This window comes from Acinetobacter sp. CY79 (assembly GCF_059515845.1).
Map to the genome: position 1 here is coordinate 1 of NZ_JCAKMY010000004.1, position 24,972 is coordinate 24,972.

The 24,972-nt window shown below is 37.7% G+C and carries 16 protein-coding genes and 1 pseudogene; 9 read left to right on the plus strand and 8 right to left on the minus strand.

Annotated elements, in window-relative coordinates; genetic code table 11:
• Positions 1 to 28: 28 nt before the first annotated feature.
• Positions 29 to 961, plus strand: coding sequence for an IS5 family transposase (locus AC5YCE_RS02375; protein ID WP_496171020.1), 933 nt, complete (start codon positions 29 to 31; stop codon positions 959 to 961).
• 173 nt (positions 962 to 1,134) lie between these two features.
• On the opposite strand, the pseudogene AC5YCE_RS02380 reads toward AC5YCE_RS02375, so the two are convergent.
• From AC5YCE_RS02380 to AC5YCE_RS02400, 5 genes and pseudogenes are all read right to left on the minus strand, one after another.
• Positions 1,135 to 1,301, minus strand: a pseudogene (locus tag AC5YCE_RS02380) (RHS repeat-associated core domain-containing protein); the annotation flags it as partial.
• Between the two features lie 23 nt (positions 1,302 to 1,324).
• Positions 1,325 to 1,819 (minus strand): SMI1/KNR4 family protein, encoded by a 495-nt coding sequence (locus AC5YCE_RS02385; RefSeq protein ID WP_496170876.1) that lies wholly within the window; start codon positions 1,817 to 1,819, stop codon positions 1,325 to 1,327.
• A complete protein-coding gene (locus AC5YCE_RS02390) occupies positions 1,816 to 6,966 on the minus strand; it encodes a PAAR-like domain-containing protein (protein ID WP_496170878.1) in 5,151 nt (1,716 codons plus the stop codon). The genes AC5YCE_RS02385 and AC5YCE_RS02390 overlap by 4 nt, the downstream gene beginning before the upstream one ends.
• Positions 6,959 to 8,359, minus strand: a complete 1,401-nt coding sequence (locus AC5YCE_RS02395) for a DUF2169 family type VI secretion system accessory protein (RefSeq protein ID WP_496170880.1) — start codon at positions 8,357 to 8,359, stop codon at positions 6,959 to 6,961. Before AC5YCE_RS02395 ends, AC5YCE_RS02390 begins: the two co-directional genes overlap by 8 nt.
• Positions 8,360 to 8,379: 20 nt before the next feature.
• The gene (locus tag AC5YCE_RS02400; RefSeq protein WP_496127058.1) at positions 8,380 to 10,638 is read right to left on the minus strand and encodes a type VI secretion system Vgr family protein; all 2,259 of its coding nucleotides are present in this window, start codon (positions 10,636 to 10,638) and stop codon (positions 8,380 to 8,382) included.
• 222 nt (positions 10,639 to 10,860) lie between these two features.
• On the opposite strand from AC5YCE_RS02400, the gene AC5YCE_RS02405 reads away from it, so the two are divergent.
• From AC5YCE_RS02405 to gcvH, 8 genes are all read left to right on the plus strand, one after another.
• Positions 10,861 to 12,588, plus strand: a complete 1,728-nt coding sequence (locus tag AC5YCE_RS02405) for a SulP family inorganic anion transporter (protein ID WP_496170882.1) — start codon at positions 10,861 to 10,863, stop codon at positions 12,586 to 12,588.
• 182 nt (positions 12,589 to 12,770) lie between these two features.
• Positions 12,771 to 13,973: a serine/threonine transporter SstT gene (gene sstT, locus AC5YCE_RS02410; RefSeq protein WP_496127056.1), complete on the plus strand. Its 1,203-nt coding sequence runs from the start codon at positions 12,771 to 12,773 to the stop codon at positions 13,971 to 13,973.
• A gap of 35 nt (positions 13,974 to 14,008) precedes the next feature.
• On the plus strand, positions 14,009 to 14,677 hold the full coding sequence (locus AC5YCE_RS02415; protein WP_496170884.1) for a YoaK family protein: 669 nt from the start codon (positions 14,009 to 14,011) through the stop codon (positions 14,675 to 14,677).
• A gap of 17 nt (positions 14,678 to 14,694) precedes the next feature.
• A complete protein-coding gene (locus AC5YCE_RS02420) occupies positions 14,695 to 15,231 on the plus strand; it encodes a DUF2058 domain-containing protein (RefSeq protein WP_496127054.1) in 537 nt (178 codons plus the stop codon).
• Between the two features lie 242 nt (positions 15,232 to 15,473).
• Complete coding sequence (locus tag AC5YCE_RS02425) at positions 15,474 to 17,324, plus strand: ABC transporter ATP-binding protein (protein ID WP_496127053.1); 1,851 nt, start codon at positions 15,474 to 15,476, stop codon at positions 17,322 to 17,324.
• Entirely contained in the window at positions 17,325 to 17,780 is a 456-nt protein-coding gene (locus AC5YCE_RS02430; RefSeq protein ID WP_496170886.1) for a MaoC family dehydratase, read from the plus strand.
• Between the two features lie 100 nt (positions 17,781 to 17,880).
• On the plus strand, positions 17,881 to 18,912 hold the full coding sequence (locus tag AC5YCE_RS02435; protein WP_496127051.1) for a helix-turn-helix transcriptional regulator: 1,032 nt from the start codon (positions 17,881 to 17,883) through the stop codon (positions 18,910 to 18,912).
• 88 nt (positions 18,913 to 19,000) lie between these two features.
• Positions 19,001 to 19,375, plus strand: a complete 375-nt coding sequence (gene gcvH, locus AC5YCE_RS02440) for a glycine cleavage system protein GcvH (protein WP_496170888.1) — start codon at positions 19,001 to 19,003, stop codon at positions 19,373 to 19,375.
• A gap of 79 nt (positions 19,376 to 19,454) precedes the next feature.
• On the opposite strand, the gene AC5YCE_RS02445 is transcribed toward gcvH, so the two are convergent.
• The 3 genes from AC5YCE_RS02445 to AC5YCE_RS02455 form a co-directional block, all read right to left on the minus strand.
• Positions 19,455 to 20,621: a PilT/PilU family type 4a pilus ATPase gene (locus AC5YCE_RS02445; protein WP_496127049.1), complete on the minus strand. Its 1,167-nt coding sequence runs from the start codon at positions 20,619 to 20,621 to the stop codon at positions 19,455 to 19,457.
• A gap of 320 nt (positions 20,622 to 20,941) precedes the next feature.
• The gene (locus AC5YCE_RS02450) at positions 20,942 to 22,012 is read right to left on the minus strand and encodes a 3-deoxy-7-phosphoheptulonate synthase (RefSeq protein WP_496170890.1); all 1,071 of its coding nucleotides are present in this window, start codon (positions 22,010 to 22,012) and stop codon (positions 20,942 to 20,944) included.
• Between the two features lie 503 nt (positions 22,013 to 22,515).
• Positions 22,516 to 24,639, minus strand: a complete 2,124-nt coding sequence (locus AC5YCE_RS02455) for a bifunctional diguanylate cyclase/phosphodiesterase (protein WP_496170892.1) — start codon at positions 24,637 to 24,639, stop codon at positions 22,516 to 22,518.
• Positions 24,640 to 24,972 lie beyond the last annotated feature (333 nt).

Sequence of the window (24,972 nt, forward strand, 5' to 3'; positions counted from 1 at the left end):
AAGGCTTATTCAGCAATATAATTTCAAAATGAATAAACCTGCAGCTAAAATCTACCATACAACCAATTGGTCATCCTATAATCGAGCCTTAATTAATCGAGGCAATATTTCCATTTGGTTTGATCCAAAGACTCAGTGGTATGCACAATCACAAGGCAAGCAAGGTCGAAATCAAACCTATTCCGATACAGCGATTCAATGCTGCTTAATGATCAAATCTCTATTTCGACTCTCTTTACGCATGGTTACAGGTTTTGTTCAAAGCCTGATTAAGCTTTGTGGATTAGATTGGACAGCTCCGGATTATTCCACCCTTTGTCGTAGACAGAAGCATATTGATATTGCGATTAGCTATCAAAAAAGTAGTAATGGGCTGCATCTACTTGTAGATTCTACTGGCTTGAAGTTTCTTGGTGAAGGTGAATGGAAATGCAAGAAACATGGGTCTGAATATCGTCGCCAATGGCGTAAGCTTCACATTGCTATAGATGCTAAAACCCTGCAAATACGTGCAGTACAACTCACCACAAATGATGTCAGTGATTCTCAAGTATTTGAAGATTTACTTGCTCAAATTCCCTTGGATGAACAAATTGATTCTGTTTATACAGATGGTGCTTATGACACAAAGCACTGCCGACAACTCATTTTAGATCGAGATGCATATGCGGTCATTCCACCGAGAAAGAATGCAAAACCTTGGAAAGATCAACAAGCGAGGTCTATAGAACGCAATGAGTTATTGAAAACAGTCAAACGGCTAGGAAGATCGCTTTGGAAAAAGTGGTCTGGTTATCATTGTCGAAGTTTGGTGGAAACCAAGATGCATTGCATCAAATTATTAGGCGATAAATTAACATCAAGAAGTTTCCCTAGTCAGGTGAATGAGATTCATGCACGCATAGCGGTCTTGAATAAATTCACAGAATTAGGTCGCCCTCATACCCAAGTTGTCTCTTAAATTTAACTCAATTAGGGTAGCTCTGCCTTTCAAACCTTTGTGCAACAAAGCCCTTTAGGACTACCATTAGTGTCACGTCTAGGTGTACCTTTTCCATTTTTTATATTATTTAATGCATCATTAAAAGCTTGTTTAGTTTTTTTAGGAATCTGCGGTGATTTTTTAATTTTTTTCGCTAAGCCCCAAGGATCAATCCAATGAACAGGATTCGGCGCATACTGAAACTGATTATCCCCACCCCCAATAAACCTATCGGATCATGTGAGATAAACCGTCCAACATCGGGATCGTAATACCTAAAACGGTTATAGTGTAAACCTGTTTCAACATCATAAATCTGTACTTAATTGAAAATCTTAATAATTAAAAATAAGCATAAGGAAATATGTCATATATTCCTTCTTTGATTGAATTCAACTCATTAATGAATTTCATTTGCTGAGTTTTATTATCTAGATTTTCTTCATATTTTTTTATGATTATACATATTTTTAGAAAATTTAAAAAATCAATATTTAAATTTTGAAAATTTTCCAATTCATATTCACCCTCATTGTGATCATAAAAGAAAATTATACCTTTTCTTGACAAAAACCAGGTATCTCCTTGCCCATTATCACCAATAATGAAAAAAAGTTCCGAAACTTTCTCAAATTCAACTTTCAATTCTTTATTTTCTTTAACATAAATATCATATGAAAACAAATTAACATCAGGATAAATTTCTTCACACAAATAATTTTCAAGCAGATAAAGATAATTATCGTCATTAGGAAAATCTTTATCCTTTTTTATCTTAATAGGTTTATCACGTTTATTAAAAACACCTACTACTAGATCATCAATCAATTTGTTCACTTCTTACCTCCAATTACTGCATCACTATTATGTTTAGAAATTCTTTCCTTACGAGCAAGATTTCTTAGTATATTTTCTAACAAGTACTTCGCATCATCTTTACAAAGCCCTAAACTTTCAACCCTATCTAAAATTCCTTTCCATGTTTTATTCCAATTTTTACCTGTCCTAGATGAATTAGTATGTATACCTGGTTTTTTCGTATGTTTCTTCTTAGGTAGGTTATAGTAATATTTTGGATTATTAATATCTATCCCTGCAACATCCATGAATCTACTTGCAAATTCCTCAGGAAAGCCATGATGTAAATCAGGATTTGTATGTCTTTGTCCTGTATATTCCTCCCAATTTTGTTGCAATTTTCTTGTAGGAGTTTTTTTAGATCGAGCTAACCCCCATGGGTCAATCCATAATACAGGATTTGGTGCATATAAATAGTTATTAAAACCTCCTAATAACTTGATGGGATCATGAGAAATAAAACGGCCTGAATCACCATCGTAATATCTAAAACCATTATAATGTAAACCTGTCTCCACATCATAAATCTGACCCTGAAAACGATGCGGTTGCAGTAAATAACTTTGCTCAGTAGCATTCAACTGAATTGGATTTAGCTCTTGATCTTTTGCAACCTCTTGCCATTCAACTGTGACTGTATTCCCCCATGCCTGATACACCGCTTCCCATGCAATCTCACCTGTTCTTTCAGTGAGTTCTCTTGGAGTTCCCAAGTGATCATTTTGATACCAATACACTTGATGTTTTGCATGTTTCGGTGGCTCATCATTCGCAACTGGTGGTAAAGTCTGCTCTTCATCTAATCCTTCAAGCTCACCGATATTTTGCAGTGCAATTTGTTTAAGCTGATTCAGTTTTTCTATATTTTTTTTGGAAGTTGATTCATCATTCGCCGCTTGCGTCAGTTTATCTTCTAGCCATACCAAACGTGCTAAAGGTATAAAACTATCCGCTTCATACACTGTGGTGAATACATGCTTACCATTATGGTCTTGCAGTATTCGATTACCATCCCACACATTCCACACTGCTTGTTTTTGAACCAAATGAGTGGATTCATTTTGAATCATTTTAGCCGGTCGAATAATCTTAGATCGACTGGTATTTAAGTTTGATGATCCAGCTAATTGTGTAGATCCCCCCAAACTTAAGTTCATCGATGAACCCAGTTGATGGTTCACTGTATGTGCTGGGTTTTGTGAGTTAGCTTTTTCGTGCTGTATTTTTGCTTGAATTTGCTGTGTAATGATTTCTTTTTTATAGGTTTGACTCTGTTTCGCTATTCGTCGACCAAATGGATCATAGCAATATTGGGTTTGAATGATCTCTTGCCCACCACGCCCATCAGGCTTAGTCGATGTTGAGGCTTTGAGCTGATTCTGCTCATCCCACTCCAGATCTATTTGACGTGTCGTAAATTGATTGAGTAAGTGATTACCACTGAGTTGTTGGTGGATATGCCCAAACGCATTCTTATCTTTGATGTGAATACGCTTTTGTGTCACACGACCTAAGTCATCATACTCATAGTCCACAGTTTGATGTGCTTGCTCAAGATGCTTCACACGGTTATCTAGAATTTTAGATTGATTATTTTCCGCTGTAGAGGCTATTGGTAAGATGTTACTCGCAGGGTCAAAAGCAAATTGCTCTCGAATTTGAATAAAATTCTCACTTTGACCTTGAGTAGACAGTTCACTTCCTGTTAACCGTGACAACACATCATATTGATAGCTCTGTTTGCGTTGCCATGAAGCTACATGTCCACCTACAAAGCCATTTCCTTGTTGGGTATGCGGTTGTGAATATAAGTATCTTTTGTCTAAAATTTCTTTAAGCTGACCTGCCTGATCATAGTCATATAAGCGCTCTAAAAGCTTTTGAGTTGGATCCTGTTCCCATGCCACACGTTGTTCAGTTAAACGCCCCATTCTATCAAGTTTAAATTGGCTATGTAGTTGCCCTTGAGTCCGCTCAATTTCCTGATGCAAATCGTCGCGTTTTAGACTACTGATCTCATGGATGCCTTCGCTATCCTCTAAGGCATAATGCCAAGCATGACCAGATCCATAATACATGGTCTTGAGCTTACGCCCATCGGGCAGTGTCGTTTCAATCCGATTACCCAATTCGTCATACAAATGCGTCAACGTATGGGTACGCTGTGTATGTTCTTGAGTTGCCTCATTAAACCAATGGGCAATTAATTGTTCTTTATTGAGTTGACCTATAGGATCGTAACTGAGCTTGACATGACTCTCTGTATTTCGCGCTTGTATCAGTTGCCCTGCTAAATCATAGTCATAGCGTGTTCTTTTTTTCTCAGTCAGATCACGATGATCAACAATATATTGCTCGAGTAACTGCCCCAGTAAATCACGTTTGAAGACGGTGCTATAACGGATTTCTTTGTTCTCAGTAAACTGTCGATGTTTGATTAGTTGTCCTGCTGGACTATATTCATATTCAGTACGAACACCATCAAAGGTGGTTTCCGCAATCACTTGATCATTGGCATCATATTCAAGTGTCCACGTCTGTCCATTTTCATTGGTGATTCCCACAAAACGACGTAACTGATCATAATGATAGGTCACTGTTCCATTGGCAGGATCAGTACGTTGAATCGGTAAATTATCAACACTATACTCATAGGTCGTCGTTCGTCCTAAGGCATCTCGATACTCAATTAAACGTTCCAAAGCATCATATTTAAACTGTTCTATACCCCCATCAGGATAATGAATTTCGTTTGGTTGCTCTTGATGCGCATAATATTTAAAACTGGTTTCTAGTCCTAAGGCATTCTGAACTGAGGTTAGCCGACCATAAGCATCATACTGATATTGTGTAATTTTTCCGCTACAGTCTTGATATCTTTGTAGATTTCCAAACTTGTCCCAGAGTATACGTTTATGAGCGCCTTTGGCATCGGTCACCTGATAAGCCATACCTGTGGGCGTATATTTAATTTGAGTCTGATGACCTAATGCATTAGTGACAACTAAGGGTTGCCCTGCAAAATCATAGGCTGTAGTTTCACTGTTGCCTAAAGGATCAGTCACTTGGGTGAGCCGACCCTCTGTCCAAGTTAAAGATATTTCTCGCCAAATAGGTAAATGGGTCGTGGAATCATACTGGATGAGACTACGGATTTTAGTGAGTTGTGTTCCACTATATTGATATTCTGTGATGCCACCATCTGCATCGGTTTTTTTCAATAAACGATGATATGAGTCATATTCATAGTGTTCTTCTGCCCCCAATGCATTTACAAATTTGGTTAACTTTTTCTTGCCATTAAAATAATAAATCTCGGACTTTTCAACAGATTCATTCGGGGCATAGATAACTTGAGTATAGCCATCAAAATATTTAAAAAGATATGATTCGTCGGTATTGACTTGGTTTGAAATCACCCGACCTTCGGGCTGATAATCATCATATTCGTAATAACTACTGATTCCTCCGACCTGATGATGAGCAGTCATCATATGATTTTTCCATTCAAATTTACGAGTCAATCGTAGTTTGAATTGTTCAAATGATTGCGCATCTACAGGACTGTCATCAATATAGACTTCAATTAAGTCAGCTTGACTCGAATAGTTGTAACGCGCGAGTATTTTTGTATTTAAATACTCATCTAAATCCATCAACGCATGATGAGCGTCTTGTGTCGCATCGAAAAGACGTTGTTCTATACTTAATGCTAATTGCTGAGAGGTATGATCAGCATTTAACCTGCTTTGAAGTTTCTGTAAGTGCTTAACCTCTTTTAAGCGGATTTGCTGATTAATTTCAATAAAATCTAAAGCCAATACGCGATCTAAATTGTCATATATATGACTAGGATAGTTTTTTCGTACTTCATCCTTGTATAAATACTCCAAACCTATGCGATTACCTAAAACATCATTGACCCCAGTACACAGGATAAGCTGTTCAGCCTTCGTTCTTTCACTCTCAACCTGATGGTAAAATTCATAAAAAGTATTGGCGGATTCAAGTTCACCAAACGCAATTCTAAACTTGAAATCACGGTGTTCTTTGCCACTTTCTACAGATTCACGTATTAAGGTGAAATTTTCATAAATCGAATAAAACTGATCATTAGGTTCTAAATAAGGAAATGTCGCGACCCGTCCTAACGGAAGTACGACTTCAATTTTCTGATGTGCAGGTAATACTTTGATTTGAATACTGTAAGAATGACTCCAACCTTGACCATACCAACTATTTGGATACTTTTTAGTGCCAACAGCACTATTACTCGCATAAAATCTTTGCCAAATCAGTGGAAATGCAGAATGAAGTGAGAAATCAGTATCCATATCCCCCATCAAGATTTTAGCCCCTTGTGTTGGACTTACAGGTTTACTGACTTGTGGAAATGGACAACTACTTGGAGTATCACCTTTACCAGCATTGCCTTCAATAGTAGACCCTGGTTGTTTAGCTGGCGGTGTTGGCGTTTTCTTTGCTGTATTGGCAGCATCAACAACTTCATCACTGGCTTTGGCAATTTTGCGTGCACCTTTGGCTCCCGTTGCAGCCCAACCCGCAAATGGAATCATCGCCGCAAACGAAAGTGCAGCGCCTACATAATCACCGCGAGCAAGTGATATTAATCCATTGGCTAAATCAGCGATTTCCCCTAAACCAGGAATGAGTCCGACTAAATCTAGACCAACTTGTAAAACATCAAGAGCCTTACTCATCATTTCTTTGAGAGGCGGAATTTTGATAACACGACCTAGGGTATTACCATTATCTATAGTATTACCATTCATCCAAAATTGATCTTCAGCCCTCACCACGCCCTTCTTATTGACATTAAAACTAGAGCTTTTATCTTTAGGGTAACATTGGGCACCAACTGTTTGGCTCTTAACTCCTTTCAATATTCCTAATTGATCGCCCCAAGTACGTGTCACTAAACTTTGGTCGTGTAAAACAAATTCATGACGATTCGCTTTCACATTATTTTGAACTTGATCAGAATCTTCTAGAAATGCGACAGCTGGATAAGGTACAGGTATTCCCGGTGGGGTTTTACACACGTCTGGTGCAATACATAAAATGAGCCAGTTACTTTCTTTCCTCAGTTGGTTATTCTCAGCCATGACTCATTTCCTTTAATTTTTTTTCTAATTGTTCAGGTAAATCAAATAGTGGGCCTTCTGCTTCAACACTTAAATGTGTTTCAACTCGATCAAATGGAGCAGTATCTGAGCGAATCCACGACTTATGTGTCAAGCTCACGATCATATTATCGGTATCGATCAATACAGTGTCCGTGATCATGGGAAAAGGAAGCATTTCTCCAGACTTAAAAAAAACTTTGATAAATGGGCGATGACCCAAAAAGTCGAATCTGATGTAACCTTTATTTGAATATTCGAGCGGTGTTAGATTCCACAATTCAATACGTGCATTGGGGTAAAAAAATTCAATTTGTTGGTCTTTAGGTGCGCCATTCCAATAGCCATAATCCATATCTTGTGGTGGATAAGGGTGCTGCTTTTCGACCCATTGATCGTCGTATGTTCCTGCTAAAGCAATACGCGGAGTCCATGGTCGTCCGACAAAACCAAAACCTGCTGGTTGATAAGGATATTTTTGACTGATCTTATCCATTACTTTTGCATTTAGTTCAGTCGCTTTAGGATGTTTAACGATGGCAGGTTTAGGTTGACGCTGCATGTGAAATTCAATACGAGGTGCATCAATGTCCTTATAGTTTTTTATTTTATCTTCACTTTTTCTGTCTTTATTGACTTTCTCACAAGCTTCAAAATAAACATCCTCAACCCAACCCGTGCCCAGAGGATTGGAATAACACATCTCATTAAAGATCGGCTGGCCACTCTGATCTACAAATTTATAAACAACTTGATGACCACCAAAAGCATAATCCCAACGTATAGGCAACATGGTAAAAGGTTTTAAAGATGTTCGCTTCCAACCTGGCAAAAGCGTATTAGGTTTAAAAGTACTTTCTCCTAAAACACTTAAAGTTTTTTCTAAAAGGACTGTGAACTTTGTTTTAGATTGTTGCTCTTTTAATTTTTTATCATAATTAGCTAAATCATTTATCCATTGTTTTTTTTGAGATTCGGTGAGTGGCATAGTTGGATTTAACGGTTTTGGCTCCTGAGGTTTTTTAAGTTCTTTTAAAGGTTCCGGATAACTCATTTTTAAACGTACAGCAATTGCGGTCATTTCTTTAGCGTCAGGCGTGTATGCTGAACCATTTAGGATGACATCACACTTGGGCTTATAAGGCGCTAAGTCACTTTCAATCTTGACACTACTCTCCCCAATTTCTCCCCAATATTCATCGGCTAAACATAAAGGCACAGACCCGTCAGTTATAAGTTGCAATCCCCATTGGTCAACACCTTGCCGTACAATGCGGTAACTCACCTTCATGACAACAATTTTATGTTCTTGTTTATTCGGATCAGCAGATGAAAACATAAGCGCTGGAAAAGGAGTTTGATTTTGTAATGTCATTGAGATGAATGCTCTTATTATCAGTTGATGTCTACATCTTGACCATTAATCTGAACTGGTCCATTTCCTTCAATGAGAATGCTTGTCCCTGAAAGCACAATTGTTCCGTCTGAATTTAAAATGAGACTTGACGAACCCACTCTGACCTCAAAACGATCAGCAACTTCAATAACGTAATTTGCTCCTATGTTGACAACTTTGTTCAATCCCACTTGTTCAAACTGTGCCAGACCTACAGCGGTATTCATTGCACCTCCCACTGTAACAGCATGACCTGCTCCTACAGTCACAGCATAAGCGGCACCCACATTAAGTGCTTTCGCAATCGCAACTGACTCCACTTTATTCAGACCTACTGATACTGTTTGATTTTGACCGACTGATGTAGATTGATTTTGAGAAACGCTGATTTTTTGATTTTTTGAAATACTATCGGTTTCATTGCCCACCACTGTTTTTGTACGGTTTTGTTGAATGGTGATCGATTCATTTCCTGTCACGGTTTCAGTTCGATTCGCACCAATACTAATGGTTTCATTTTGACCAACAGTTTCAGTTCGATCTTTTTGAACAGTAATCGTTTCATTATTACCAACTGTTTCTGTACGGTCTGCACCGATACTGACAGTCTCATTACTTCCAACAGATTTAGTTCGATCTACACCAATGGTATGAGATTCATTATTTTTGACATTAATGTTCTGGTCTTTTTCAGCCTGAATCCAGACTTCTTCCGAGCCTTTCTTGTCTTCAAAGCGAATCGCATTGGCATTTTCAGGAGTTGCACCAACGGTTGATCGAGATAAAATTCCCGATTGTGTCGCATTGGTTGGCAAGTCCCAAGGCGGTAAATTATCTTCGTTATACACACTTCCAGTAATTACAGGTCGGTCAGGATTCCCATCTAAGAACTGAACAATAACCTCTTGCCCAATTCGAGGAATCGACACCATCCCAAAGTTACTGCCTGCCCAAGCCGTCGCAACGCGGACCCATGCGGATGAATTTTCATTTTGCTGACCTAAACGATCCCAATGGAATTGGACTTTGACACGACCATATTTATCGGTATAAATTTCCTCGCCTGCTGGACCCACCACTTTCGCCGTTTGCATCCCATAAATCCGAGTTTCCTGACTGTTGGCGTTCAGCAAAGGCAACCATGGTATATCTCGACTAATACATTCTAATTCGGCATGGTATTGAGCCGTATCCTTATCTGTTTCAAATAAGTAGTTATTACCTGCGGTATGTTTTATACCAATAATCAAAAATTCATTATTAGCATCACCAGAAGTATTGAAACGAGCAAGCTTGAACCATCGACCAATTTCAGCATAAGCATCATTGCAACTTAGGTATTTCGTTTGATCTGCAGCCGTATTGGCATCGCTAATAAGTTTTAAATCATTATTTCCTTGATCGGTATCTTTAAAACCATATGCACCACTATAGGCATAGCTTTCCAGTTTCAATATGCCCGCAAGGACTTTGGAAGGTGTAAACTCTGATTGCAACTGGTCTGGTGCTTTAAAATCAAAACTTGATGCTGTGTACGCGTTAAAATTAAGCTGAGAGCGATTCGCGAAAGCAATAATCCCAACACCCGTATTGTGAGCTTCATTACCACGCCAAATCAGTTCATTATTTTGAGCTTGAATGGGCGAACAAGTCTGAGTTTGATCAATAATATGCAGGGTATGTCCATTAGCACGATGTTCATACCAATAGATCCATCCCGCCCGCTCCCATTGGCGCTGTAAGTAGTTGTAATCTGTTTCGTTGAACTGAACCGAGAAAGTTGTTTCTGGATCAGGGTTTCTAAGATCCCACAGTACATCACTGTAAATACAGTTTTTAAATAATTGGGTACTGCGGTCTTTTAGTGGAAGTTCTTGGAAGACCTGACAGTCTTGACGGTACTGAAGAAAAGCCAACCAAGGTTTTAAAATCATTTCATAGCGGCTAAATCCGCCATCGTTTTTAAGGAAACGAAAACTGAAGATATAACCATTGAAGAAGCGTGATGTTCCATCATGACGCATGCATTCAATACATGCCATTTTACCAATCAAATCGTCTAAAGGAATTTCAGAGTTCTCAGACAAAACTTCAATATTAAACTCAAAGTCTTGATTAAACTTTTCTTTAGCATTTAAAAAGTTAGCGACCATTTGTGGTGCTTGAGCGACATCGTTATTTGGAAACGTGAGTTTCAGCATACGGTTTTGTTGCTGAACTGAAGAAATCAATTGCTCTAATTTTTTAGTATATTGCATCACGATTCCACTATATTATTAATTTATATTAGATATTTTATTTTCTAAAGTGATTATAATAAAAAAATATTGTGATTTCAATCACATATTATTTAATTGCGATTAATAATTTCTTCTTTTATCAAATCCTGATTAAACATCTCATAATCGAAGTTATTTAAGTGATGATTTGTTATCACTTTTTAAGCATAATATATCATAATTTGTGATTTAGAATTTATTATGGCGCGCCCGAAGTTTACCTTAGATAGCATTTTTCCTGCGTGGAAATGGTTAAAGCGCTATAAGAATCCTATTTTCAAAGATGATCTAATGGCAGCATTGATCGTGGTCGCTATGCTCGTCCCTCAAGGCATGGCATATGCCATGATTGCTGGTTTACCCCCGATTATGGGTTTATATGCCAGTGTTATTCCCATGATGATCTATGCAATGTCAGGTAGTAGTTTAACCTTGTCAATTGGTCCTGTTGCCTTAATTTCCATGATGACTTTTGCAACTTTAGAGCCTTTATATGAGGTCGGCTCACCTGTTTATGTCCAAGCGGCGTGCTTACTTGCTGTCATGGTCGGTGTTATTTCTTTTTTATTGGGATTATTCAGATTTGGATTTTTAATCCGATTGATCAGTCATCCAGTCATTCAAAGTTTTATTATTGCATCAGCACTACTTATCGTACTGAGCCAAGTTAAATTTTTACTGGATCTTCCGCTCCAATCTAGCAACATTATTCAATTTAGCCAAAGTCTTTGGGAATATCTTGGACTCGGTCATATTGCGACTTTAGGTTTTGGCATTAGTGCTATTTTATTTTTAATTTATATCCCCAAACTCTTAAAAAGCAAAAAGATAGAAACAGTTATTGGTGATAGTCAATTTCTGAATCGGGCTGTGCCGCTTATTTTGGTTTTGCTTTCAATCACATTAGTTTATTTCATTCGTATCGATCAACTTGGGATTAAAACAGTGGGTGAAATCCCTATGGGTTTTCCTCCTCTCTCTATGCCGTTTTGGACATGGGAATTGGTTAAAACATTGTTGCCTGGTGCATTTATGATTGCCATGGTGAGCTTTGTAGAATCAATTTCTATTGCTCAGGCAACGGCTTTCCAAAAACGAAGTGAGCTAAATAGTAATCAGGAGCTTGTTGCGCTGGGTTTAGCCAATCTAGGTGCAGGCATAAGTTCTGCTTTTCCAGTTTCTGGTAGTTTATCTCGAACTGTAGTGAATGCAGATGCTGGCGCTAAAACACCAATGGCCGGTGTAATTTCTTCTATTCTCATCGTTATTGTGAGTCTTTACTTTACCAGCTTGTTTGCATTGCTTCCTCTTTCAATTCTTGCTGCGACGATCATCGTTTCTATTTGGAAACTCATCAGTGTCAAACCTTTCGTTGATACTTGGAAATATTCTAAGGCAGATGGTTTTGCAATGCTTGTTACTTTCCTCGGTGTACTTTGCATCGACATCACCAGTGGTCTAATGATTGGTATTGCTGTGACTTTTATATTGTTGTTGTGGAGAATCAGCCGCCCCCATATTGCGGTCATTGGTTTGGTTCAAGGGACTCAACATTTCCGTAATATTTCACGCCATGATGTGGTGACCAGTGCTGAAATCGTGTCTTTACGCGTCGATGAAAACCTAAGCTTTTTGAACGCAAATACTTTAAAAGAATTTGTGATTTTAGAAGTGAGTCAGCATGCCAACTTAAAGCACGTGGTGGTCAACTGTTCGAGTATCAGTAATATTGACTTTAGTGCATTGGATGCCTTAACTGAAATGAATAGCGAATTGCAAAAGTTGAATATCAAATTACATCTGACAGAAATCAAGGGACCTGTCATGGATCATTTAAACGATTCTGCTTTCCTAAAACAACTTTCTGGAAAAGTTTATCTCACCCACTACCAAGCAATGCATGAATTGGATGCACAGACCTTTTCTTAAGTAATTGATTAAGCTTAGGTTCAAGTTGGATATTATTTTATAATTTAAATATCAAAAAACTCATGTAATTTAAAGGGTTATTTTTTCTTAATAAATTGTTTTATTTAACATCTGAGTTTCAGTATAGAATACCGAGCTTATTTCTTTGATTTTAAGCCAGTCTAGGCATTTTAGGTTCAGTTATGTTCGCTGCTCTAGCACGTTTGAGTTTAGTTACCAAAATTATTATCGCCATTATTTTAGGCGTAGCTGTTGCTGTCTTTGTTCCTCAAGTTGCGCCGTATTTAAGCATTCTTGGTGACTTATTCATTAAGGCATTAAAGTCAGTTGCCCCTATTTTAGTGTTTGTACTTGTTTTAGCCTCGATCGCCAATTTCACTGTGGGAAATGGTGCCAATGCCAAGATTAAACCCATCATGGTGATGTACGCGATTGGGATGTTCTTGTCTGCAGTCACAGCAGTGACCGCAAGTAACATTTTTCCAAGTACACTATTTTTAGATATTCCTGCAAATTCAGAGCTACAAGCGCCTGGAAGCTTGGCTGAAATTTTTAAAAATTTATTATTAAGTTTTGTTGCAAACCCCGTTACTGCGATTTCTGAAGCAAACTTCATTGGTATTTTGGCGTGGGCTGTAGTGCTAGGTCTTGCGTTCCGTCATGCCAGTGATACCTCAAAAGTCTTTTTGACAGACGCTGCGAATGCTGTGAATCGTGTGATTCGTTTAGTGATTAACTTTGCCCCGATTGGTATTTTTGGCTTAGTTGCTGTTACCTTTGCTGAATCTGGGATTAAAACACTCACCAGTTATGCCCATTTATTGGCGGTTTTAATCGGCACCATGTTCTTCGTTGCATTGGTCATTAATCCGATTATGGTGGCAATCGTTACACGGTCTAACCCATATCCTTTAGTTTTTAAATGTCTGCGTGAAAGTGGTATTACTGCATTTTTCACACGGAGTTCAGCTGCGAATATTCCTGTGAACTTGGATTTGGCGAAACGTTTAGGTGTTCCAGAAACCACTGCTAGTGTTGCGATCCCACTGGGTGCTGCCATCAATATGGCGGGTGCTTCAGTGACAATCACTGTATTGACTTTAGCAACGGTACATACTTTAGGGATTCCAGTTGATATCACAACCATGATCATCCTTTCTGTCGTTGCTACCGTTTCTGCATGTGGTGCTTCTGGCGTAGCTGGTGGTTCATTACTCTTGATTCCAGTGGCGTGTGGTCTTTTCAATATTTCTTCTGATATTGCTATGCAAGTGGTCGCTATTGGTATGGTGATCAGTGTTTTACAAGACTCAACTGAAACGGCACTTAACTCATCTACAGACGTATTATTTACTGTAGCTGTTGATCGCGCTCCAACAAAATAATATATTGAAATGGTCGATTTTTCCGATATAAAGTCATGCCATTTCAACACCTTCCCAAATGGGTTCAGTTCGGAGCTTTCATGCTCGCAATGAATGCGGGCATGATTAACGTTTTAGGACTCATTTCTCTTCTGCATCAATCTGTTTCTCACATGACAGGAAATGCCAGTCTGATTGCGCTCAGTCTTGCCGATCAAGATTATGCATCTGTCATTTTTCTGATCTTGGTTGTGACGAGCTATGTACTCGGATCAAGTTATAGTGGCTTTATCCTCGGGAATAGTCATTTTGAACTGGGTCGACGCTACGGTTTGCCTTTAACTTTAGTCATGATATTTATTTTGATGTGTTGGTTCTTTATAGCGGATTATCCACGTTATGCCTTACTTTGGGCATGTGCATCAATGGGCATTCAAAATGCAATGGTGAGCCATTATCAAGGTGCCATTATCCGAACCACGCATCTTTCAGGTGTATTAACCGATTTAGGTTTGGCTCTGGGTTATTTTGTTCGTGGACTGAAAAATGACGCTAAAAAAATAATTCTGCATTTATTGATCTTAATTGGATTTATCATTGGAAGTATAATTGCAGCAATCAGTTATCCCTATTTACAATTGAATGCGTTCTTATTGCCTGCAGGTTTAAGTCTTTTGATCTGTTTGGTGTATTGGATGATATATTTGCGACATTCTCGTCTTTAATTATGGTTGGTATTTAAATGGTTAAAAATGCATTGCAAGCACAGTTGCTTAAAGCAGGCTTGGTAGACAATAAAAAGGCGAAGAAACTCTCTAAACAAGCCGTACATGAACAGCGTACAGGTCAAAGTAATGAAGCTGAACTGAAAGCTAAAATTGAAAAAGACCAGCAAGAGAAACTTGCAAAAGATCAAGCGCTGAGCTTAGAGAAAAAACTGGCTTTGGAAGAAAAGACGCTACGTGCATCTGTGATTCAAATGATTAGCCATCACAAAATTAAAGACACCGATGGCGACGTAACTTATCAATTTATTGATGACAGTAAAATTAAGAAAGTTTATATCAATCAGCAAATCTATAATGCCCTAGTTTCAGGTAGCTTAGTGGTTGCAAAAGATCATGATCGTTATGCTTTTTTACCTAAAGCCCTTGCTGAACGTATTAATGAAAAATTGACTGGTTTTATCTTGGTAAATAATAGTGAAAATACTGCCGAAGTCACTGATGAAGAAGATCCGTATGCAGCTTACGTCATTCCAGATGACTTAATGTGGTAAAACATTAATTTAGGCTAATTCATTGAACACTCAATGGAATAAGTTTAAGACTACTTGTCGTTCTTATTTTTAAAGCCAGACCCTATTGAAAAGACAAGCCTTGCTTGTCTTTCTTTAATTGGAGTCATACTTTAATTTTTTGATAATCTAAGAAGAACACGATTTCACATTTTAACTTCAATACTAATTACATCCTTTTTAAAGTAAACTCCATCTAAAACAAGTTTGTAAGAGTTTCAGTAATGCTTAAGTGGTTTGAAAAACGCGTAGATCCCTATCCAACGGAAGGTTTAAATGAACCTTTACCTACGACGTTCTTCTCCTTTGTTTGGCAAGCTGCGACTGGTGTAAAAAAATATCTCATCTGCCTGATTTTATTTACGGCTGCAACGGCAAGTTTTGAGGCTTTATTTTTCTCTCAAATTGGTCATTTAGTAGATTGGTTAACCCAATCGAAACCTGAATCATTCCTTAGAAATCATCAACAAAATATTATTATTTTAAGTACAATTTTATTTGCCAATATCTTCTTTTCAAGCTTACAGTCGATCATTCGACATCAGATTTTGTACAGTAGTTTCCCCATGCGTTTGCGTTGGAGATTTCACAATCTATTGTTACGTCAAGGTCTAGAGTTTTTCCACAACGACTTTGCAGGTCGTCTTTCGGCAAAAGTCATGCAGACGTCTTTGGCGGTTCGTGAGTTCTGGGTGATCTTAGGCGACATGGTCACTTATGTGGTGATTTACTTTATTACCATCAGTGTTGTACTTGGACAAGTTTCCCCTATTTTACTGATCCCCCTGTTCATTTGGCTCATTTTATTTGTTGGCGCTGCATTGTATTTTATTCCAAAGCTAGGACACGTTTCGAAGAAACAAGCCGATGCCCGTGCAGTGATGACGGGTCGTGTCACAGATGCTTATACCAATATTCAAACGGTGAAGCTTTTTGCGCATGCAGGTCGAGAAAGTCAATATGCCAAAGAGTCTATGCAAGAGTTCATGGTGACTGTATTTCAACAAATGCGTTTAGGTACAAAATACGAAATCAGTATTAATCTATTGACTGCCGTGTTGTTTTTTGGCGTTTTAGGTACAGCTGTTTGGCTATGGTTACAGGGGCAAGCACAAATTGGCGTGATTGCCGCAACGACTGCCATGATTTTAAAACTCAACAGTATGGCTGCATTTATGATGTGGCAAACTTCAGCCTTATTTGAAAATATTGGTACCATTCAAGATGGGATGAAAACCCTAGGCAAACCAATTCATATCCAAGACTCACCCAATGCCCTGCCTTTAAATATTGAAAAAGGTGGCATTACCTTTGATCAGGTGACCTTTGCCTATAATGATAAAAATGTGATTGATCAGCTTAATCTTGAAATTAAACCGGGTGAAAAAATTGGCATCGTTGGACGTTCTGGTGCAGGAAAATCAACGTTAATTCAACTACTTTTAAACTTCTACAGATTAAACCAAGGTCGCATTTGCATCGATGGTCAAAATATTCAAGATGTCTCTCAAGATAGCTTAAGAAAAAATATTGCACTGGTCACGCAAGATACCTCCTTATTACACCGAACCGTGGCTGAAAACATTAAATATGGTCGTCCTGATGCAACCGATGAGGAAATGTTTGAGGCTGTACGAAAAGCCAAAGCTGAAGAATTCATTCCTCAACTCACCGACCTACGGGGTCAAACTGGATATGATGCATACGTTGGAGAGCGTGGTGTTAAATTATCAGGCGGACAACGTCAAAGGATCGCGATTGCACGTGTGTTCTTAAAAGATGCCCCTATTTTGGTATTAGATGAAGCAACGAGTGCGCTTGATTCTGAAGTGGAAGCAGCCATTCAATCGAGTCTAGATGATTTAATGGAAGGTAAAACAGTCATTGCAATTGCGCATCGTTTATCTACAATTGCTCAAATGGATCGATTAATTGTTTTAGATCAAGGGACTATCGTGGAGCAAGGGACTCATGAACAGCTCATTGCTCAAAATGGAATTTACGCTCAGTTATGGCAACGTCAAACGGGTGGCTTTTTAGTAGAACAAACCGTCCTAGCACAGGAAGAAGATTAAATGTTGTATCTGGAAGATATAAAAATTGGTGATCGCTTTAAAAGTCGTGAATATGAAATGACTTTAGATGAAATTAAGCAATTCGCCAGTCAGTATGACCCTCAAGTTTTTCATTTAGATGAAGAAAAAGCGGCTGAACATCCTATTTTTAAAGGGCTTGCAGCCAGTGGATGGCATACTTCGGCAGTCACTATGCGTTTATGGACCGAATGCTTTCCAGTTGCTTATGGTTTAATCGGCTCTGAATCCAGCTTAAGATGGCCACGCCCCGCACGTGCAGGTGATCGTTTACATGTAGAAGTTGAAATTGTATCCATTACACCCTCTAAGACCAAAGCAGATCGTGCTATTGTATCTTATGTAAATCAGACTCGTAATCAAGATAGTGATGTTTTATTGATTTCTACCACTAAAATTATTGTCTTTAGTCGCGAGGCGATGTTAGGACAAAGCTAATCTTTGTCCAACAATTTTATCGATTATTCGTCTGAATTTATGACAATATAAAATTGTAGAAATAAGTATTAAAATAATTGTGACAAGCTATGGATCGCAAATGAAAACAGTCTCAGTTCGCCAAGATTTAGGCATTCCAGGTGTATACGGGTTATTATTACTCGATGTGGTTTCTCGCTGGGGATACAGTGCAGAATCACTTTTTGCACCATTCAATTATACGCCTGAACAGCTTGCTGATCCTGAATTTCGTATTCCCTTACCCATTGCAAATGAGATGATCATTCTGGCACGTAAAATGACGGGCGAAAGTTCACTCGGTTATCATCTAGGTAATCAGATGCGAATTTCGATCCATGGCTTTATTGGTTATGCGATCATGACCTCCAATGAAATTATGGATGCGTTAATCCTTGCTAATCGTTTTATTCAGTTACGCATGCCCTTTTTGCAATTTCATTTTTCAACATTTACAGAGCAAGTATCGTTACAGCTTCAATGTGATATTGATCTTGAACCGTTGAGAACTGAGATTGTGATGTCATTGACCTTTGGCGTCATTACGATGGCGAAAGCTTTAACTGGCATTGATGACTTGCATGGTGAGATCAATTTCGATTTTCCAAAACCTGAAGGCTTCGATCGCTATATTTCCCGTATGGCCCCTCAGCAAATTGTGCATTTTGATCAAACCCACTTTGTGGCAAGCTTCGATAAGAAATACTTAGGTTTAAAAATGGTCAATGCTGATCCAATTTCCAGCCAGATTGCAATTAATCAGTGTGAAGCTGAACTTTCAGAACTCGGAGAGCGACGCCGTGTTTCAATGCGTGTCCGTGATATTCTTACCCATTCAGAGCAGCATTACCTCAGCATTGAAAATGTTGCTGATCGTTTACATATGTCTGATCGCACATTAAAAAGACAACTTGCCGCTGAAGGTACGTCTTTTTCGACCATTGTGGATGAAGTGCGTTATCGACATGCTACATCGTTACTATCGCGTACAGATTACACCCTAGAACAGATTGCAGATGAATTGGGTTATTCAGATGTTGCCAACTTTAGTCGCGCTTTTAAGCGTTGGAGTGGTCGAAGCCCAAGCAGTTGGCGTAAAGATCCCTATCTATAGAATTTTTTGAACTTTCGCTTTCGTTCAAAACCATGTATAACACTGAAAAATTTTTATTTTGTTGTTCTGTTAGAACCAAGGAATCATTATGAATCATCCATCTGAGTTGAAATATGCAAGTACACATGAATGGGTTAGAATCGAAGGTGAGCTTGTGGTGACTGGTATTTCTGATCATGCGCAAGATGCTTTGGGCGACCTAGTTTATGTCGAAGCTCCAGAAGTTGGTACAGAAGTGACTGCAGGTCAACAAACAGGTGTTGTAGAATCTGTAAAAACAGCCTCTGATATTCATGCCCCGATTTCAGGTGTTGTTGTTGAAATTAATGAACTTCTTGAAGAAGATCCAGATTTTGTCAATGATGATCCGTATGGTAAAGGTTGGATTTATAAAATCAAACCAAATGATATGGCAGATATAGAAGAACTATTGTCAAGTGAGCAATACGAAGCTGGTCTGTGAATGTAACGAGAAAATCTGAATGACCATAAAAAATCAGCCTAAAGGCTGATTTTTTGATTTAAGAATGTATAGCCTACCTTTATTCCTGTCCTACGCCATCATCAAACATTTTAAATGAACTAACTGCACGATCAGCGCCTTCAACTTTACGTTTACTGTTCAATTTGATTTTTAAACGAATTTCATTCATAGAATCCGCATTTCGAATGGCTTCATCATAACTAATTGAACCTTCATCATATAAATCAAATAATGCCTGATCGAAAGTTTGCATACCTAACTCTCGAGATTTCGTCATAATCTCTTTGAGTTCATGGAAATTACCTTTCAGAATCACATCGGAAACCAAAGGTGTATTTAACATGATTTCTACAGCTGCACGACGGCCTTTACCATCTTCAGTTCGAATCAGACGCTGAGAAATAATCGCTTTCATGTTAGAGGATAAATCCATCAATAATTGATTACGACGCTCTTCTGGGAAAAAGTTGATAATACGATCTAGGGTTTGGTTCGCATTGTTTGCATGTAGTGTCCCCAGACACAAATGTCCAGTTTCAGCAAAGGCTATTGCATGTTCCATCGTTTCCGTATCGCGAATCTCACCGATCAAGATTACATCAGGTGCTTGACGTAAAGTATTTTTCAGTGCGTTATGCCATGAGTGGCAGTCTACGCCCACTTCACGATGGGTAATCATCGATTTTTTGTGCTTATGCACATATTCAACTGGATCTTCAACTGTAATGATATGCCCTGCTGAGTTTTCATTACGATGGTCAATCATCGCAGCAAGTGAGGTTGATTTACCAGATCCCGTTCCACCGACCACTAAAATTAAACCACGTTTTTCCATAATTACATCTTTCAAAGATGGTGGAAGTTTTAATTTAGTGAAGTTCGGAATTTCTGATGTGATGGTACGAATGACCATCCCCACATTCATTTGTTGCTGAAAAACATTAACACGAAAACGTGATACATCTGGAATGCTAATGGCAAAGTTGCATTCTAATTCTTGTTCAAACTCTGCACGCTGTTTGTCATTCATCAAGCTGTGTGCAAATAGTTTTGTTTTATCTGCAGTCAGCTCTTGTGAGCTGAGTGGCTTCATCAAGCCCTGATGTTTCATACTCGGAGGAAAATCTGCTGATATGAATAAATCTGAACCACCATTGTCAAAAACATTTTTGAGCAAGCGGAACATGAAACTACGCGCTTCATTGATTAACTCAGACGAATACATTGATCACCCCATCGAAATTTAGTAACTGACTTTTAATCGTGCAAAATACATTCAAAAATAACTTAATTTTTTAATGATCAAGCACTTATTTATGTTTGTAATATTGCACATTTTTATTCAAAGGCTCAAATATTAAAACCAGAACGCCTTGTTCAATTCTATTCAAAATGCCTATTGGATCAAATTATTTAAGAATCAAATTTGAACAATTAGATCACTACACTTAAATCAGCTTATAACCACATTGATTTCAGCATTTTTAAAAAAAAGCCCCTAAACTTGGGGCTTCTATATACATAGAAATATTATACACATGAATATTAAGCACTATGTTTCAAAGCTATTAATCGTAATTGATCAGCCACGTCTAAATAAAGCTTTTCTGTTTTCTCCCAACCTAAACAACCGTCAGTCACAGATTGTCCATAAGTCATATGATCACTTATTTTTTGATTGCCATCGACTAAGAAACTTTCAAGCATGACGCCACAGACGCTCGTTTCATTTCTTTCAGCAATAATTTGCTTCAGAACATCAGGTTGATTTAATGGGTTTTTAGCACTATTCCCATGACTGCAATCGATTACCAAAGGTGGCAAATACCCTTTATTGTTTTCACGAATTTTTTCAATTTCACTGAATTGATAATTGGTACCTGTATTCGATCCACGCAAAATTAAATGTGCATTGGGATTACCTTTAGATTCAAGTATTGCAGGTAAACCAGATTGACTCATACCCAAGAAATGATGTGCATGACTGGATGATTGAATCGCATCTAACGCAATTTGAATCGAGCCATCGGTACCATTTTTGAATCCAATGCTATATGGCATTTGGCTTGAGATTTCACGATGTATTTGAGATTCACTGGTACGCGCACCTACAGCACCCCAACTCAATAAATCATCGAAATATGCGGTGGCCATTGGGCTTAATATCTCAGATGAAATAGGTAGACCTAACCCAATAATATCTAAATACAGTTGACGTGAACGCTCTAAACCGAGCTGCATATCAGCAGATCCATTTAGCTTAGGATCATAAAGAAACCCCTTCCAACCTACAGTGGTTCTCGGCTTTTCAATGTAAGCACGCATAACAAATAGAATTTTATCTGCGACACTTTTTTGCAATTCTACTAATTTTTCAGCATATTCAAGTACAGCTTTTGGATCATGAATTGAACATGGCCCTGTGATGATCATTAAGCGATCATCTGTACCATTTAAAATATTTTCAATCGCTTGGCGATGTTGATCAATTTGTTCTTGTAATTTAATACTTAAAGGAAATTGTGCCTTCAAATGCATAGGCAATATCAATTGTTTTTCTTGGTCTTGAGATTTATTTGAGTTTAATGTTTCTAAACAAGTATTTAAAGCATTCATAACTGTTCCTTTGGACTGCTGTTTACAGTCCGATCTTTTATTTGAGCTTATGTGTTCTATGGGACGTTTTGTGTTGATTCAATAAAGAGCTAAAGTAGTACCAATCAGAATCGCTAAAATAAAAAGTATTAAAATTGTTCATGTTAAACTCCAGACGTCTAAAAAATATGCATAAAAAAACCTGAGCGGGGTTGCCGATCAGGTATAAACTTTGATGGGCAACCTTAAAGTTGCCCGAACGCATCTAGGCAACTAGTTGTTAAATTGCCAAAAATAATAATAAGCGTTATTTGTCAAAAGTTGATTATGCATGTCTTTAGAACATAGTAAAAATTAATCTTGAAACCACAATACGCATAATAGAATAACTTTACAAGCGTTTTTCATGAAAAAATAATTTTAATTCTATAACTTTATTTTTCCTATTAATCATTATAAGCATTTGAAACCAAAATAAAAAAAGGCAACCTGATGAGGGTTGCCAAAAACTAAAATCAAAAAATTTATTCTATCACTTTAGTCATTAGCATCATTTTTGCTTCACTTGCACAGATTGCACGACTAAATAAAAATCCTTGACCAAATTCACAGCCGACTAGTTGAAGACTGTCCAGTTGTTCAATGGTTTCAATTCCCTCAGCAATAACATCAAGACTTAGAATTGGACCTAGCTTCGCAATGCCCTCGACAATAGAGCTAATTGATTTTTCTTCATTCATGCGATTTACAAATGCATAATCAATTTTCAGGCAATCTACAGGATAATCGCGTAAATGTGTCATTGAAGAATGACCTGTGCCAAAATCATCTAAGGAAATACGAATACCGTATTCCTTTAATTTTTTCAATGCTCTAATCACAAACTCAGAACCACGTTCCGAAAGAATGTGTTCAGTAATTTCGATTTCAATCAAATGTGGTGGAATTTGATATTGTTCTAAACGTTTGATTAATAGTTCAGCATAGTTGTCGCGCATAAATTCAACAGGTGAAGCATTAATTGAAATCGGCACCACGCATAGGCCTAGATTGATCCAATTCGACATATCCTTAAAAATACGGTCATGCATAATCAAACTGATTTTGGTCGCTAATTCATAATCATTAAAAGCTTCTACAATCGTTGCGGGGAAATTGACCACTCCATCACAGTCTTTCCATCGAAGTAAGGCTTCAAAACCAATAATTTCACGGTTATCCAAACGCACTTTCGGTTGATAGAACGGTTCAATCAATTGCTCACGAATAATGTAACGGGCAGTTTCTAATTGCTGAGTCTTCTGTTTCGCAACTTCCATCATTTCGGTGTTATAAAGTCTAAAACCACCTCGACCACGTTCTTTTAAGTCATTTAAAGCGGTGTCCGCGCATTTCATTAACTCAATGCCATCTGTTGCATCTTGTGGGAAAATAGCACCGCCAATACTCATTCCACCATTGATTAACTTACCAGAGAACGTAACAGGAGACTCATTTTTCTTCAGTAACTGCTTAGAGACTTGTTCAAGATGCTCGACATCTCTGAGGTTCGTTACAATAACAGCAAATTCATCTCCGCCTAAACGAGCGACATAAGCATTTTCATTTAAACATTTTGCAAAACGCTTAGATAAAACTCGCAGTAAATGGTCGCCGGCAGAATGCCCCAACGTGTCATTAATGTTTTTAAAATGATCCAAGTCAATGAACATCATGCCGACTTTTGTTTTGGTTCTTTTTGCATGAGTGATTGATTGTTTTAACTTGGCTTTAAAACTTCTACGGTTCATAAGTCCAGTTAACTCATCATACTCACTAGAAATTTTTAATTTATGTTCAGCCACTCGTTGTAAAGTAATATCACGCGAAACACATAAAATACTGGTCGTATCGCCATTTTCATTGATCACTGGCGTTAAAATATTATCCCAATACATCGTGACATTGCCAGAGATACTTTTTCCTGCAAAACGAGAATTTTTACCTTTGGCAGCAACCTTTATGGCTTGACTCCCCTGATCTCTTACTTCAGGTGGTAGCAAACTTAACCATTCCATGCCAAATTTACGTACGCGCTCTTTGCCTAACAGTGCTCTACAACCTGACTTATTCATGTGTGACACTTGACCGGTCGGTGTAATAATCTTAATACAGTCCACACTCACATCAAGCATATCTGTATTGGCACGTAATATATCTGCAGTTTCTCTTAATTGAACTGCACGTTCATGAATATTAGTAAATGTGATAGTCCAATCAAATAATTGATCAAAGTTTAAGTTGCTTTTTGCACTAACTAAAAACCAAAAATAGTCTCCATGATTATTTTTTATACGACATTCTTTTTCGAAAGATTGACCTGATTTTTGAGCGTGCATCCAAATATTATAAAAGTGTTCTGCATCTTCAGAATGAAGATATTTAATCCAGTCTCTATGATGTAAATCTTGGCTGTCTGCGCCAATGTAATTTTTAAGAATTGAATTTGCATAGCCAATTCCAGATTTAGTCAGCCAAACCATCTGTGGAATTTGCTCAAGTGCGCGCTTAAAGTCATCGCTTAATTGAGCTTTAGTAGGTGTTTGCTTTTTTTTGGATCCTTCAACCTGATTTAATGTTGAATCATTATACAAATCAAGAATACTCATAAAACAACCTGTTAAAAATTTTGACGGCTACACTCAATATAACTATGCGAAATAAATTTGTATATATTTAAACCAGTGATTTCAATTATTCAGGTTAGAATATATTCAGACTTATATCATTTTAATTAAATATTGTGACGGCTAGCACACTTAATGCAATTTAATGTTTATTATAACACTTATTTATATAAATTAAATGCATCCCCATTTGTATGATAATACACCAATATTTCAAAAAGCGTAATAATTAGGCTAAGTATTTTCCATATAAGTCGCTAATAATATTGAAATTGTAATTTTTAAATCTACTTTACATATTATTCAATTTTATTA

Coding starts and splice junctions, on each gene's coding strand:
- AC5YCE_RS02375 (WP_496171020.1), top strand. CDS start 29: ATGAATAAACCTGCAGCTAAAATCTACCATACAACCAATTGGTCATCC.
- AC5YCE_RS02390 (WP_496170878.1), bottom strand. CDS start 6,966: ATGGCTGAGAATAACCAACTGAGGAAAGAAAGTAACTGGCTCATTTTA.
- AC5YCE_RS02395 (WP_496170880.1), bottom strand. CDS start 8,359: ATGACATTACAAAATCAAACTCCTTTTCCAGCGCTTATGTTTTCATCT.
- AC5YCE_RS02400 (WP_496127058.1), bottom strand. CDS start 10,638: ATGCAATATACTAAAAAATTAGAGCAATTGATTTCTTCAGTTCAGCAA.
- AC5YCE_RS02405 (WP_496170882.1), top strand. CDS start 10,861: ATGGCGCGCCCGAAGTTTACCTTAGATAGCATTTTTCCTGCGTGGAAA.
- sstT (WP_496127056.1), top strand. CDS start 12,771: ATGTTCGCTGCTCTAGCACGTTTGAGTTTAGTTACCAAAATTATTATC.
- AC5YCE_RS02415 (WP_496170884.1), top strand. CDS start 14,009: ATGCCATTTCAACACCTTCCCAAATGGGTTCAGTTCGGAGCTTTCATG.
- AC5YCE_RS02420 (WP_496127054.1), top strand. CDS start 14,695: ATGGTTAAAAATGCATTGCAAGCACAGTTGCTTAAAGCAGGCTTGGTA.
- AC5YCE_RS02425 (WP_496127053.1), top strand. CDS start 15,474: ATGCTTAAGTGGTTTGAAAAACGCGTAGATCCCTATCCAACGGAAGGT.
- AC5YCE_RS02430 (WP_496170886.1), top strand. CDS start 17,325: ATGTTGTATCTGGAAGATATAAAAATTGGTGATCGCTTTAAAAGTCGT.
- AC5YCE_RS02435 (WP_496127051.1), top strand. CDS start 17,881: ATGAAAACAGTCTCAGTTCGCCAAGATTTAGGCATTCCAGGTGTATAC.
- gcvH (WP_496170888.1), top strand. CDS start 19,001: ATGAATCATCCATCTGAGTTGAAATATGCAAGTACACATGAATGGGTT.
- AC5YCE_RS02445 (WP_496127049.1), bottom strand. CDS start 20,621: ATGTATTCGTCTGAGTTAATCAATGAAGCGCGTAGTTTCATGTTCCGC.
- AC5YCE_RS02450 (WP_496170890.1), bottom strand. CDS start 22,012: ATGAATGCTTTAAATACTTGTTTAGAAACATTAAACTCAAATAAATCT.
- AC5YCE_RS02455 (WP_496170892.1), bottom strand. CDS start 24,639: ATGAGTATTCTTGATTTGTATAATGATTCAACATTAAATCAGGTTGAA.